Origin of the sequence: Streptomyces sp. ISL-87 (assembly GCF_018614095.1) — a bacterium.
Taxonomy (GTDB): domain Bacteria; phylum Actinomycetota; class Actinomycetes; order Streptomycetales; family Streptomycetaceae; genus Streptomyces.
Genome location: NZ_JAGGOY010000083.1, coordinates 1 through 13,669, shown reverse-complemented (window position 1 = coordinate 13,669; position 13,669 = coordinate 1). Strand labels below are relative to the sequence as shown.

The following is a 13,669-nucleotide window of genomic DNA, read 5'->3' as shown; positions in this document are numbered from 1 at the left end:
ATCCGGACCAGTACTCTCCGTGTCCGATGCGACAGAGGCCCATGGGACGAGTCCCCGCGCCGCCCCGGAAACAGGAAACCCGCCGGCTCCCCCGAGGGGGAACCGGCGGGCTGACCAGCCTGTGAGGCTACGTCCGCTGGGTGATCAGCGGGCGTAGTACTCGACGACGAGCTGCTCGTCGCAGATGACCGGGATTTCCTTGCGGTTCGGGTCGCGGTCCAGGCGGAAGGCCAGGGCCTTCAGGTTGACCTGCAGGTAGCGCGGGGTCTCGCCCTCGCCTGCGTAGCCACCCTCACGGGCAACCTGGAACGGAACCTTCTCGCGGCTGCGCTCGCGAACGGTGATGACGTCGTCCGGGCGAACACGGAACGACGGCTTGTCGACCTTGGCGCCGTTGACCTCGATGTGGCCGTGAACGACCATCTGGCGGGCCTGGTAGATGGTGCGGGCGATGCCCGAACGCAGAACCAGGGCGTCGAGACGACGCTCGAGCTCGACGACCAGCGCCTCGCCCGTCTTGCCTTCGGCCTTCTTGGCGCGGTCGTACGCGCGGGCCATCTGACGCTCAGAGATGTCGTACTGAGCGCGCAGACGCTGCTTCTCCAGCAGACGAACCTTGTAGTCCGAGTTCTGCTTGCGGCCACGGCCGTGCTCGCCCGGCGGGTAGGGGCGGGCCTCGAAGTACTTGACGGCCTTCGGGGTCAGCGCAATGCCGAGGGCACGCGACTTCTTGACCTTGGGTCGCTTCTGGTTCACGTGGAACCTACCTCCATGTAAGTTAGGTGAGGCTTACCTTAGCGAGGAGGACGTAATGTCTCGACCACATGGGATCCCCCTGCCCAGTGCGCATCGAAGTTCAGATCCAAACGGAACAGGATCTGCTTTCGACGACGATAGGCAAGGTCAGCCGCGTCCCAGGGAAGGCGTTCGGCAGCTCACCGGAGCCGAACGCGTACGAACCCTCGTAGAGTCCAACGCCTCAGTATCCCTCACGCTGCCAGGTGCTTTCGACCAGGAAGAACTCGGGACAGGGGTGCCGGCCGCTCGGACCGTCACCCCGGACGGGGACGTGATTCTCCTTGTTTCCGGGGAATCCGCGGCTGCCAGGGCAGCCGCTCACGCCCAGGACGACGACCTCACGGCCGTGATCGAGATCACGGATGTGGCGCCGGTGTCCGTGCCTCATCGTATCCGAGGCCGCGCATGGCTGGCCGGGTGGCTGACGCCGGTGCGCGGGGACGACCGCGCGGTGTGCGCGGCGCTGCTCGCGGAACGCCACCCGGTGGGGGAACTCCTCGGCATCTCGGAGTCCCTCGACGCCCCGTACGCCGGCCGCCCGGCGTGGACGCTGCTGCGCCTGGAGGTCGGCGAGATCTCGGTGGACGACCTGTGGGGCGCCGAGCGGGTGGACCCGGACGACCTGGCCGCGGCGGAGCCGGACCCGGTGACCGCCCACGAGACGGAGATCCTCCAGCACCTGGCTTCCTCGCACGGTGACCGGATCGGCGACCTGAGCGGCCTGCTGGGCCCGCGCGAGGCGGAGGGCGTGACCGCGGTCCCCCTCGCCCTGGACCGCCTGGGCCTGCGGGTCCGCTTCACCGGCCCCGGCCCGTCCTTCGACGCCCGCTTCGACTTCCCGGAGCCTGTCGCGGACATCTGCGGCCTGCGCCGCGCGATGCACACTCTGTTCCAGGCGGCAGGCCACCCCTAGGAGGGGGACTGCTGGCGTTCGGCCAGTTGGTCACCGAGTCCGCTACGTCGATACAGCACCCGGCGGCCGTCGCGTGCGCGGGTGACGAGTCCTGTCGAGTGGAGCACGCGCAGGTGCTGGGACACGGCACTCGGAGTCACCCTGAGGCGACGGGCGATCTCGACCGTGGCGAGCGGTTCTTCGAGGAGGGTGAGCAGCCGTGCCCGTGGTGCGCCGAGCAGCGACGCGAGGGCCGTCGTGTCGGCGGCCGGAGGTGTGGCCCACAGCGTGGCCACTCCCCGGCTCGGATAGACGAGCCGGGGCGGCTCCTGCGGACCGACGGGAGGCGCCGGTTTGTGCGCGAACACGGACGGCAGGAGCAGCAGACCTCGGCCCGACGCGGCGACGCGGTGCCTGCTGATCATCTTGTCGATGTGCAGTACGCCGTTGTGCCAGCGCAGGTTCGCGTGCATGTCGGCGAAGAGGAGGCGGGCACCTCCCACGGCCAGTTGCCGCGCTCGGTAGGTCATGTCTGCTTCCAGCAGCAGGCGCATCCGGGGCCACGTCGGCTCGATGGCCACCTCCCAGTACTGCCGCAGAAGGTCGCAGACGGCGTCGCGAAGCCTGACCACAGGTGCGTCGTCGGCGGCATGGGCGTCGTGCAGGGCCGCGGGCAGCGGGTCCGGTGCGTGCGCGGTCCGCAGGTCATGGCGGACCCGTGCCGGGGACGCCTGCCGGACGACGGCCAGCTGTTCCTCGAAGGTGGGCGCGAAGCTCGTGGGCGGCGGGGTCAAGAAGTCGGGAAAGGGTGCGCCGGCGCGCGACCAAGGACATCAGCAGCCCGGTGTCGTCCCCGCACGCCGGCTGGTTGCCGCGCAGGGGCCATCCAGCCTCGCCGGCGTTTGAGGCGCGGGGATCCGGGGGCTGCTGGCCCCCGGCAACGGCGCCGCACCGGCACGGGGGCTGGGGCAGAGCCCGGGGTACCCCCGGACGGGGCCGGGGCGGAATCCCGGAAGCGGTGAAAGGTCGGGGCGGGGAAGGAAACGTCAGGCTCGGCCAGGGGCGGCGTCGCCGCGGAGGCGTTTGCGGACCTTTTCCACCACGTCCGCGTACCGCGCCTCCGCCCCGTACCGCGTGGGTTCGTAGTACCGCTTGCCGTGCACCGCATCCGGCGCGTACTGCTGGGCGGCGATGCCCCCCGGTACGTCGTGCGGGTACACGTACCCCACCGCGTGCCCCAGCTTCGCCGCGCCCTTGTAATGGCCGTCCCGCAGATGCGCCGGTACGGACCCGGCCAGCCCCGCCCGGACATCCGCCAGCGCAGCGCCGATCGCGGTCGTCGCGGTGTTGGACTTCGGCGCCAGCGCAAGCGCGATCGTCGCGTGCGACAGCGTCAGCGCCGCCTCCGGGAAGCCGATCATCGCCACCGCCTGCGCCGCCGCCACGGCGATCGGCAGGGCCGTCGGGTCCGCCAGCCCGATGTCCTCGCTCGCCGAGATCATCAGGCGGCGGGCGATGAACCGCGGGTCCTCCCCCGCCTCGATCATCCGCGCCAGATAGTGCAGCGCCGCGTCCACGTCCGAGCCCCGGATCGACTTGATCAGCGCGCTCGCCACGTCGTAGTGCTGGTCGCCGTCCCGGTCGTACTTGACGGCCGCACGGTCGACCGCCTCCTCCACCGTCTGGAGGGTGATCTCCGGCTCCCCCTTGGCGATCGCCGAGCCGGCGCCCGCCTCCAGAGCGGTCAGCGCCCGGCGGGCATCGCCTCCCGCGATCCGCAGCAGGTGCGCCTCCGCGTCGGCCGGCAGGGACACCGCCCCGCCCAGCCCCCGCTCCTCGGTCAGCGCCCGCCGCATCAGCGCGCTCAGGTCCTCGTCCGTCAGCGGTTCCAGCGTCAGCAGCAGGGAGCGCGAGAGCAGCGGGGAGATGATCGAGAAGTACGGGTTCTCCGTCGTCGCCGCGATCAGCGTCACCCAGCGGTTCTCCACGGCCGGCAGCAGCGAGTCCTGCTGGGCCTTGCTGAAGCGGTGGATCTCGTCCAGGAAGAGGACGGTCTCCTTGCCGTACCCGCCGGCCGCCCGCCGGGCGCCCTCGATGACGGCCCGTACCTCTTTCACGCCCGCCGTGATGGCGGACAGCTCCACGAACCGCTTCTGCGTCGCCTGGCTCACCACATACGCCAGCGTGGTCTTCCCGGTGCCGGGCGGACCCCACAGGATGACCGACGAGGCACCGGCCGGACCGCCCGCCCCGTCCCCGACCAGCCGCCGCAGCGGTGAGCCGGGCTTCAGCAGATGCTGCTGGCCGACGACCTCGTCCAGGGTGCGCGGGCGCATCCGGACGGCGAGCGGAGAACTCGAGGGGTCCTTCTCCTGGCGGTCCTCGGCAGCGGCGGTGAAGAGATCTGGTTCCACACCGGAAGCCTAAGCGAGGCCACTGACAGGACGGGCTGGATCACCCAGGCCGGCCCGGGCCACCCGAACCGCACGGCCCGCCCGGACCGCACGGCCCGCCCGGACCGCCCGGGCTCAGGAGGTCCAGAAGTCCCACCAGCGGGTCAGGATCAGCATCCCGATGATCCCGACGTGCAGCACGGGCAGGACCCAGGTGAACTCGTCGAGGAAGCCCCGCAGCCAGCCCGGGGCCGGCAGCAGCCCCTCCCGCACGTTGTGCGAGGTGACGTACCAGAACATGAAGATCGTGGCGACCCACGCCAGGCTGCACCACAGGCACAGCGAGTTGATGTTGTACAGCGACTGGTACATCAGCCAGGCGCAGAAGACGACGCCGAAGAGCGTGCCCGCGTTCAGCGTCAGCCAGTACCAGCCGCGGAACCGGGCACCGGCCAGCATGCTCATCCCGACGCAGATCACGATCCCGTAGGCGACCAGCCCCAGCATCGGGTTCGGGAAGCCGAAGGCGGAGGCCTGGTCGCTCTTCATGATGTTGCCGCAGGAGACGATCGGGTTGAGGCTGCACCCCGGCGTGAAGTTCGGGTCCTCCAGCAGCTTGAACTTGTCGATCGTGATCACCCAGGCGGCCAGCAGACCCGCCGCCCCCGTGATCACCAGCAGCAGCGCCAGGGCCCGGCTGCCCCCGACCGTCCGCGGGGCGGTGTCTGCGCCAGCACTCGTCGTCGTCATACCGCCCGCTCCACATCTGCAAGGTCATCAAGCACCGGCCATTGTGCCGTACCGAGCTGTGCGTCCACCGTTCGATGGACATAAGTACGTACGCACGGAGGTGGAGATGCGGCGCCGCGCGACCCGTCCGAGGCGATTCCTCTGGTCGGTCTCGAGCGCAAGCGCGACCAGCGGTCAAGAGCACCCTGGAGCTCCGCCCCGGCGGAGTCCCTGGGGGGTCCCCCCGGACGGAGTCTGGGGGAGAAACGGAGAAAGGGCGGGGCGGGGAATGCTCCGCGCAGCGGAACAACCCCGGCCCCGCCCCACAGCGCAGGCGGCTACGGTCAGGCCAGCTTGGCCCGCAGCACCTCGACCACCTCGGCCAGGGCCACCGGGGACTGCTCCCCGGTCTCCATGTCCTTCAGCTGGACGACACCCTCCGCCAGGTCACGGTCCCCCGCGACCACCGCGAAACGGGCACCGCTGCGGTTGGCGTCCTTCATCGCACCCTTGAGGCCCTTGCCCCCGTACGAGATGTCCGCCGCGACACCGGCCCGCCGCAGCTCCGTGACCAGCCCGAACAGCACCGGCTTCGCCTCACCCAGCGCCACCGCGAACACCGACGTCGCCGGCGGAATGTCCAGCTCGACGCCCTCCGCCTCCAGCGCCAGCACCGTACGGTCCACGCCCAGCGCCCAGCCCACCGACGGCAGCGCCGGTCCGCCGATCATCTCGGACAGGCCGTCGTAGCGGCCGCCGCCGCCCACCGCCGACTGCGAGCCCAGACCGTCGTGCACGAACTCGAACGTGGTCCGGGTGTAGTAGTCCAGCCCGCGCACCAGCTTCTCGTCGTCCTCGAAGGCGACCCCGGCCGCCGTCACCAGGGCCCGCACCTCCTCGTGGTACGCCTTGCACGCGTCGCACAGGTAATCCCGCAGCATCGGCGCGCCGGCCAGCTGCTTCTGCACCTCGGCCCGCTTGTCGTCGAGGACGCGCAGCGGGTTGATCTCGGCCCGGCGGACGGTCTCCTCGTCCAGGTCCAGCCCGCGCAGGAACGACTGCAGCGCCTCCCGGTACACCGGACGGCACTCCTTGTCGCCCAGCGAGTTCAGCAGGATCCGGAAGTTGCGCAGCCCGAGCGCGCGGTACGCCTGGTCGGCCAGGATGATCAGTTCGGCGTCGAGAGCCGGGTCCTCGGCACCGATAGCCTCGGCGCCGACCTGCGAGAAGTGCCTGTAGCGGCCCTTCTGCGGACGCTCGTAGCGGTAGTACGAGCCCGAGTACCAGAGCTTGACCGGCAGGCCGCCGGCCTTGTGCAGGTTGGCCTCCAGCGCCGCGCGCAGCACGGAAGCGGTGCCCTCGGGACGCAGTGCGAGGTTGGCCCCGCCCTTCGTCGTGAGGGTGTACATCTCCTTGGACACGATGTCGGTGGACTCGCCGACACCGCGGGAGAACAGGTCGACGTCCTCGAAGCCGGGCGTCTCGACGTACCCGTAGCCGGACAGCCGCAGGGGGCCGGAGATGGCGTCCCGGACGGCCAGGTACTTCGCCGAGTACGGCGGGATCAGGTCGTACGTGCCCTTGGGGGCCTTGAAGGTACTCACGGAAAGTCTCGTCACATTCCTCGTCGTGGAGCGGCGGTCCCGCCCGCTTCCAGGCCGGCGGCGACCTCCCGCAGATACGGGTTGGTCGCGCGCTCGCGGCCGATGGTGGTCTGTTCACCGTGGCCGGACAGCACCACGGTCGAGTCGTCCAGCGGCAGGCACACGCGGGCCAGCGACTGAAGCATGTCGGCGTGGGAGCCGCCCGGCAGGTCGGTGCGTCCGATGGAGCCGGCGAAGAGCAGGTCGCCCGAGAAGAAGACCGACGGGACGTCGGCCAGCTCGGGCATCTGGAAGGTCACCGACCCCTTGGTATGGCCGGGCGCGTGCGCGACCGTGAAGTCCAGACCGGCCAGCTTCAGCCGGGCGCCGTCCGTCAGCTCGCGGACGTCGTCCGGCTCGCCCACGGTCAGCTCGCCCATGAGCGGCATCCCGAAGGACCGGCCGAGGGCCTTCTCCGGGTCGCTCATCATGTAGCGGTCCTCGGGGTGGATCCAGGCCGGTACGTCGTGTGCTCCGCACACCGGGACCACGGAGGCCACATGATCGATGTGGCCATGGGTGAGGATGACCGCGACGGGCTTGAGCCGATGCTTCTTCAGCGTCTCCTCGACACCCCGGGTGGCCTGGTGGCCCGGGTCGATGATGACGCACTCCTCACCGGCGGCGGGGGCGACCATGTAGCAGTTGGTCCCCCAGGCCCCGGCGGGGAACCCGGCAATCAGCACGTTCGTCCTCAATCGTCGTCCGGCGGGAGCTTCAGCAGCGGCCCCGTATCGGAATGCCGCTGATCAGAGCCTACCGGCGCCGCTCATTACACAGCGAACCCATATACGGTACGGCCTAACCCAGCCCGGACAGCGGTACCAGACACGTACAAGGAGACGACCCGGTGGTCACAAGCGATCAGCGGCGGCGACAGCTCGCCAGGGAGAAGTACGAGCGCCAGCAGAAGCGCCGGGCCGAGGCCCGGCAGAAGGCGCGGCAGCGCACCGCGGTGATCGGCGCGGCGGTGGCCGTGGTGGTCGCGACACTGGTCGGCCTCGTCGTGGGCGGCGTGTTCGACACGGACAAGGACAAGGACAAGGACACCAAGGACAGCGCGGCGACCCCGTCGGCCACGCCCACGCCCAAGCAGTCCCCGCCGGCGATGGCGATCGACGAGAAGGCGAAGTACACCTTCGACCTGAAGACGAGCGCGGGCGAGATCAAGTTCGAGATGGACGCGGCGAAGACGCCGCAGACGGTCAACTCGTTCAAGTCCCTCGCCGACAAGGGCTTCTTCGACAAGACCAAGTGCCACCGCCTGACGACCAGCGGGATCTTCGTGCTCCAGTGCGGCGACCCCCAGGGCACCGGCTCGGGCGGCCCCGGCTACACCATCCCGGACGAGAACCTCGACGCCCTGGGCAAGGCCAACGAGCAGGGCCAGGTGATCTACCCGGCGGGCACGGTGGCGATGGCCAATACCGGCCAGCCCGGCTCCGGCGGCAGCCAGTTCTTCCTCGTCTACAAGGACAGCCCGCTGGCCCCCACGTACACCCCCTTCGGCAAGATCGACGCGGCGGGCCTGAAGGCCCTGGAGGAGATCGCGAAGACGGGCACGGCCGACGGGGCCCAGGACGGGGCCCCGAAGAAGGCCGTGATCATCGAGAAGGGCGTCGTCACCAAGAACTGACGGGTTTCGGCGGCCCTGGGCCCGGCCGGCCTCCGGCCCGTACGTCGATATTCCGTCGTGCGGGATGCGGACAGCCGGCCCGGCGGTCGCCTATGTTGGCGTTGTGCAGGGCGGGCGCTGCCCGCCCCAGGAAACTGTGGACGATGCCCGGGGGTGAACCCCTCACAGGCATCAGGTGGAGGAGGCGCTGTGAGCAGCGACCCGTGGGGCCGTGTCGACGAGACGGGCACCGTGTACGTGCGTACTGCCGAGGGCGAACAGGTCGTCGGCTCGTGGCAGGCGGGCACCCCTGAGGAGGCTCTGGCCTACTTCGAGCGCAAGTACGAGGGCCTGGTAGTCGAGATCGGCCTCCTTGAGCGGCGGGTGCGGACCACCGATCTGTCCGCCAAGGACGCCCAGACCGCGATCGACCACCTGCGGACGCAGGTGGACGAGCACCACGCCGTGGGCGACCTCGCGGCGCTGCGCGTCCGGCTGGACAAGCTGGTCGCGACGGTGGACTCGCGGCGCGAGGAGCGCAAGATCCAGAAGGCCAAGCAGACGGACGAGGCCCGCGCGGCCAAGGACGCGCTGGTCGTCGAGGCCGAGGGCCTGGCCCAGAGCGACCAGTGGCGCAGCGCCGGCGAGCGGCTGCGCGCCCTGGTGGACATCTGGAAGGGTCTGCCGCGTCTGGACCGCAAGTCGGACGACGAGCTGTGGCACCGCTTCTCGCATGCCCGTTCCGCTTTCTCCAAGCGCCGCAAGGCGCACTTCGCCTCGCTGGACGCCCAGCGCGAGGACGCCCGCAAGGCCAAGGAGAAGCTGGTCGCGGAGGCCGAGTCGCTGTCGAAGTCGACGGACTGGGGTCCGACGGCCGCCCGCTACCGCGAGCTGATGGCGGACTGGAAGGCGGCGGGCCGGGCGCAGCGCGAGTCCGAGGACGACCTGTGGAACCGTTTCCGCGGCGCCCAGGACGTGTTCTTCGCGGCGCGCAGCGAGGTCTTCGCGGAGCGCGACGCCGAGCAGGTGGAGAACCTGAAGCTGAAGGAGGAGCTGGCCGACGAGGCCGAGAAGCTCGTCCCGGTGACGGACCTGAAGGCGGCCCGTGCCGCGTTCCGGTCCCTCAACGAGCGCTGGGAGGCCATCGGCCACGTGCCGCGCGACGCCCGGCCCAAGGTCGAGGGCCGGATGCAGACCGTGGAGCGGGCCATCCAGGAGGCCGAGGAAGGCGAGTGGCGCCGTACGAACCCGGAGGCGCGGGCCCGTGCGGCCGGTCTGACCGGTCAGCTCCAGGCGGCGGTCGACAAGCTGCGCGGTCAGATCGACGCGGCCCGCGCATCGGGCAACAACGCGAAGGCCGACAAGCTGGCCCGGGAGCTGGAGGGCCGTCAGGCTCTGCTGGACCAGGCGCTCAAGGGGCTTGAGGAGTTCGGCGGCTGACGCCCCGTACACCGTAGGGCGGGCATCACCGGGGTCTCCGGTGGTGCCCGTCTTTTTTGTTACGTGGTTTGCACACATGGTGCACGTGGGGAGCAACTGGCGTCTGTGTACCGTGGTTCGGTGCCGCGGGTACGGCTGGCGGCCTTCTGCCGGGCGACGACCAGGATTGAATGTGACGCATACCCACATACGAGCCGATGCTCCAGACACCCTTCTCGCCGGCCGCCCGCCGGTCTCCACCACGAGGGGCTCCGGTCTTCGGGACGTAGGGCGTGGCGTTCTCGCCCATCTGAAGCGGGCCCGCAAGGCACTCCTGATCCACGTCGCCCTGCGCGCCGTCGGGCTCGCGGTGATGGCGGTCTGGGCCCATGCCAAGGGTGTACGGCCGCTCGAGATCCTCGGCGGGCGCTGGGACGCGGTGTATTACGTGCACATCGCGGAGAGCGGCCTCACCACGGCGATGGCATCGCCGTCGCCGTGCGCTCAGGCGGGCCCGGGCTGCCAGCTGGCGTTCTTCCCCGTCTTCCCGATGGCGGTCCGGTACCTCTCGTACCTCACCGGCTTACCCGTGGTCTGGGCGGCGGTGGGGCTCGGGCTCGTCGCCTCGGTCGTGGCGGCATGGGGGATCTTCGCGGTCACCGACAAGATCTACGGCCGCCGGGTCGCCTTCTTCACCTGCGCCCTGTTCGCGATCGTGCCCGCCGCGCTGGTGCAGTCGATGGCGTACACCGAGCCCTTGTTCCTCGCGCTGTCGGTCTGGGCGATGTACGCGGTGATGTCGAGGGCGTGGCTCACCGCCGGCGTACTGGCGCTGGTCGCCGGCGCCACCCGTCCGTCGGGCCTGTCCATCGTCGCCGCCGTGGCGCTGTCCGCGCTCTGGGAGTTCCTCCAGTGGCGCCGCGGGCGCCGCGCCAAACGCCCGCGCGTGGGCCGGATGGTGGCGGCCGCCGCCATCGCCCCGCTGGGCTGGCTGGGGTACGTGGGGTTCGTCGGATACCACTTCGGGCGCTGGGACGGCTACTTCGAGCTCCAGCGCCGGTGGGGTTCGGTCTTCGACGGCGGCTTCGACACCGTGGCCAACCTGTGGAGGACCTTCACCGAGGTGCACACCACCTTGAACCACGTGACGGTCTCGGTCACGGTCGTCACGGCGGCGGTCCTCTTCGTGATCATGACGCGCAGGCGGCGGCCCCCGGCCGTCGTGTGGATCTTCACCGCGGTGATCATGCTCATCGCGCTGGGCGGCGCGGGCTTCTACTTCTCCAAGATGCGCTTCATCCTCCCGGCGTTCCCGCTGCTCTTCCCGTTCGCCCTGGCCCTCGCCCGGGCCCGCCGGAGCACGGTGCTGTGGATCGTCGGCTCCGCCACCGCCCTGTCGTCCCTGTTCGGGGGCAACCTCAACTTCGTCTGGTGGGGCTGCCCCTGACCGGCCCCGGATGTGACGGTGGGCGCGACCCCCGAGGGGTCACGCCCGCCGTCACATCGAGCCGGCCCTACGGCCTGCGGGCCGAGGTCACGCGGTAGACGTCGTACACGCCCTCGACGCCCCGTACGGCCTTCAGGACGTGCCCCAGGTGCTTCGGGTCGCCCATCTCGAAGGTGAACCGGGAGGTGGCCACCCGGTCGCGGGAGGTCTGCACGGCCGCCGAGAGGATGTTCACGTGCTGGTCCGAGAGGACCCGGGTGACATCCGACAGCAGCCGGGACCGGTCCAGCGCCTCGACCTGGATGGCGACCAGGAAGACGGAGGACTGGGTGGGCGCCCACTCGACCTCCAGCATCCGCTCGGGCTGCTGGGAGAGCGAGTCCACGTTGACGCAGTCCGCGCGGTGAACCGATACGCCACTGCCGCGCGTGACGAACCCGATGATCGGGTCGCCCGGCACCGGGGTGCAGCAGCGGGCCAGCTTGACCCAGACGTCGTCGACGCCCTTGACGACCACACCCGGGTCGGCGTTGCTGCGCCGCTTGTTGCGGCCGCGCGACGGCGAGACGCTCTCCTCGATGTCCTCGTTGGCCGCTTCCTCGCCGCCGAGGGCCTGCACCAGCTTCTGTACGACGCCCTGCGCGGCCACGTGGCCCTCGCCGATCGCCGCGTACAGGGAGGAGATGTCGGGGTAGCGCATCTCGTGCGCGAGGGTGACGAGCGAGTCGCCGGTCAGGATGCGCTGGATCGGCAGGTTCTGCTTGCGCATGGCCCGCGCGATGGCGTCCTTGCCGTGCTCGATGGCCTCGTCGCGGCGCTCCTTCGAGAACCAGGCGCGGATCTTGTTGCGGGCCCGCGGGGACTTGACGAACCCGAGCCAGTCGCGGGACGGGCCGGCGCCCTCGGCCTTGGAGGTGAAGACCTCGACCAGGTCGCCGTTGTCGAGGGTCGATTCGAGCGGTACGAGCCGCCCGTTGACCCGCGCCCCTATGGTGCGGTGGCCGACCTCGGTGTGGACGGCGTACGCGAAGTCCACCGAGGTGGCGCCGGCGGGCAGCGCTATGACGTCGCCCTTCGGCGTGAAGACGAAGACCTCGTTGCGCGACAGGTCGAAGCGCAGCGAGTCGAGGAACTCGCCCGGGTCCTCGGTCTCCTTCTGCCAGTCCAGCAACTGCCGCAGCCAGGCCATGTCGTTGACCGTGTCCTGGCCCGCGCTGCCCTTGGCGGCCTGCGGGACGTCGGTACGGACCTTCGAGGTGCCCGCGACGGTCTGCTGCTTGTACTTCCAGTGCGCGGCGATGCCGTATTCCGCGCGACGGTGCATGTCGAAGGTGCGGATCTGGAGCTCGACCGGCTTGCCGCTGGGCCCGATGACCGTCGTGTGCAGCGACTGGTACATGTTGAACTTGGGCATCGCGATGTAGTCCTTGAACCGGCCGGGGACCGGATTCCACCGCGCGTGCACCGTACCGAGGGCCGCGTAGCAGTCCCGGACGGTGTCGACGAGGACCCGGATGCCCACCAGGTCGTAGATCTCCGCGAAGTCGCGCCCTCGCACGATCATCTTCTGGTACACGCTGTAGTAGTGCTTGGGCCGGCCGGTGACGGTGGCCTTGATCCGGGCCGCCCTGAGGTCGGCCTGCACCTCGTCCGTGACGACGGCGAGGTACTCGTCCCGCTTCGGCGCCCGCTCGGCGACGAGCCGGACGATCTCGTCGTACATCTTCGGGTAGAGGATCGCGAAGGAGAGATCCTCAAGCTCCCACTTGATCGTGTTCATGCCCAGCCGGTGCGCCAGCGGGGCGTAGATCTCAAGGGTCTCGCGGGCCTTCTTCTCCTGCTTCTCCCGCTTGAGGTAGCGCATGGTGCGCATGTTGTGCAGGCGGTCGGCGAGCTTGATGACGAGGACCCGGGGATCCTTGGCCATGGCGACGACCATCTTGCGGACGGTCTCGGCCTGCGCGGCCTCGCCGAACTTGACCCGGTCGAGCTTGGTGACGCCGTCGACGAGCAGCGCCACGGCGTCGCCGAAATCACGTCTCAGCTGCTCAAGCCCGTACTCGGTGTCCTCGACGGTGTCGTGCAGCAGGCCCGCCATCAGCGTCGCGGGGTCCATACCCAGCTCGGCGAGGATGGTCGTCACGGCGAGCGGGTGGGTGATGTACGGGTCGCCGCTCTTGCGCTTCTGGCCGCGGTGCCAGCGCTCCGCGACCTGGTACGCCTGCTCGATCTGGCGCAGCGTGGCCGTCTCGATCTTCGGGTCATTGCTGCGGACTATGCGGAGCAGGGGCTCCAGTACCGGGTTGTACGGGTTGGAACGCTGGACCCCGAGACGGGCGAGACGGGCGCGCACCCGATTGGAGGACCCGGCCGACTTCAGCGGCGCGGGCTTGACCGGCGGCACGGGCTTGACCGGCGGCGCCGGCGGGGGCGTGGCGGCGGCCGCCGTGGCCTGCTCGGCCTGCGGGTCGGGCTGCGCGGCGGAGAGTGGCTGGACCTCGTCTGGCAAGAGCGCTCCTCAAGCGGATCCGGTGCCCCGGTCAGGTCCGGATAAACCATGGTAGCGAGGGTTGCCCAACCCCGTTCCCCGTGGCCCCCGGGCAGGACCTCACCGCACCTGGAAGTTCCGGCCTCGCCGGCGTTCGAGGCGCGGGGTCCCGGGCCCCGGGCCCCGGCCACGGCGCCGCACCGGGCACCGGGGCCGGCACGGGCGCCCGGGGCCGGCACGGGGGC

Annotated in this window: 10 protein-coding genes and 1 pseudogene; 4 read left to right on the top strand and 7 right to left on the bottom strand. The window is 70.3% G+C overall.

All coding sequences use genetic code 11. From position 1 onward, the window contains the following. Nucleotides 1-144: 144 nt before the first annotated feature. Nucleotides 145-756, bottom strand: coding sequence for a 30S ribosomal protein S4 (gene rpsD, locus J7I97_RS28495; protein WP_030026606.1), 612 nt, complete (start codon nucleotides 754-756; stop codon nucleotides 145-147). Nucleotides 757-811: 55 nt separating this feature from the next. Between rpsD and J7I97_RS28490 the strand changes: the two genes are divergently transcribed. Beyond that, entirely contained in the window at nucleotides 812-1,711 is a 900-nt protein-coding gene (locus tag J7I97_RS28490) for a DUF2470 domain-containing protein (protein ID WP_251049862.1), read from the top strand. On the opposite strand, the pseudogene J7I97_RS28485 reads toward J7I97_RS28490, so the two are convergent. The 5 genes and pseudogenes from J7I97_RS28485 to J7I97_RS28465 all read right to left on the bottom strand — a co-directional run. Then, nucleotides 1,708-2,539, bottom strand: a pseudogene (locus tag J7I97_RS28485) (ArsR/SmtB family transcription factor); the annotation flags it as partial. The gene J7I97_RS28490 and the pseudogene J7I97_RS28485 overlap by 4 nt on opposite strands. A 197-nt stretch (nucleotides 2,540-2,736) precedes the next feature. Then, entirely contained in the window at nucleotides 2,737-4,104 is a 1,368-nt protein-coding gene (locus tag J7I97_RS28480; RefSeq protein ID WP_214940341.1) for a replication-associated recombination protein A, read from the bottom strand. Between the two features lie 114 nt (nucleotides 4,105-4,218). After that, entirely contained in the window at nucleotides 4,219-4,833 is a 615-nt protein-coding gene (locus J7I97_RS28475; protein ID WP_214940338.1) for a vitamin K epoxide reductase family protein, read from the bottom strand. A 323-nt stretch (nucleotides 4,834-5,156) separates the two neighbouring features. Beyond that, on the bottom strand, nucleotides 5,157-6,416 hold the full coding sequence (gene hisS / locus J7I97_RS28470) for a histidine--tRNA ligase (RefSeq protein ID WP_214940335.1): 1,260 nt from the start codon (nucleotides 6,414-6,416) through the stop codon (nucleotides 5,157-5,159). 11 nt (nucleotides 6,417-6,427) lie between these two features. Continuing rightward, nucleotides 6,428-7,141, bottom strand: coding sequence for an MBL fold metallo-hydrolase (locus J7I97_RS28465; RefSeq protein ID WP_214940332.1), 714 nt, complete (start codon nucleotides 7,139-7,141; stop codon nucleotides 6,428-6,430). A gap of 164 nt (nucleotides 7,142-7,305) precedes the next feature. Between J7I97_RS28465 and J7I97_RS28460 the strand changes: the two genes are divergently transcribed. The 3 genes from J7I97_RS28460 (at nucleotide 7,306) to J7I97_RS28450 (ending at nucleotide 10,936) form a co-directional block, all read left to right on the top strand. Further along, nucleotides 7,306-8,091: a peptidylprolyl isomerase gene (locus J7I97_RS28460; protein WP_214940329.1), complete on the top strand. Its 786-nt coding sequence runs from the start codon at nucleotides 7,306-7,308 to the stop codon at nucleotides 8,089-8,091. Nucleotides 8,092-8,280: 189 nt separating this feature from the next. Then, nucleotides 8,281-9,510 (top strand): DUF349 domain-containing protein, encoded by a 1,230-nt coding sequence (locus tag J7I97_RS28455; protein ID WP_214940325.1) that lies wholly within the window; start codon nucleotides 8,281-8,283, stop codon nucleotides 9,508-9,510. A gap of 172 nt (nucleotides 9,511-9,682) precedes the next feature. Beyond that, complete coding sequence (locus J7I97_RS28450; RefSeq protein ID WP_308363878.1) at nucleotides 9,683-10,936, top strand: hypothetical protein; 1,254 nt, start codon at nucleotides 9,683-9,685, stop codon at nucleotides 10,934-10,936. Between the two features lie 67 nt (nucleotides 10,937-11,003). On the opposite strand, the gene J7I97_RS28445 is transcribed toward J7I97_RS28450, so the two are convergent. Next, the gene (locus J7I97_RS28445; protein ID WP_214940321.1) at nucleotides 11,004-13,445 is read right to left on the bottom strand and encodes a bifunctional (p)ppGpp synthetase/guanosine-3',5'-bis(diphosphate) 3'-pyrophosphohydrolase; all 2,442 of its coding nucleotides are present in this window, start codon (nucleotides 13,443-13,445) and stop codon (nucleotides 11,004-11,006) included. Nucleotides 13,446-13,669 lie beyond the last annotated feature (224 nt).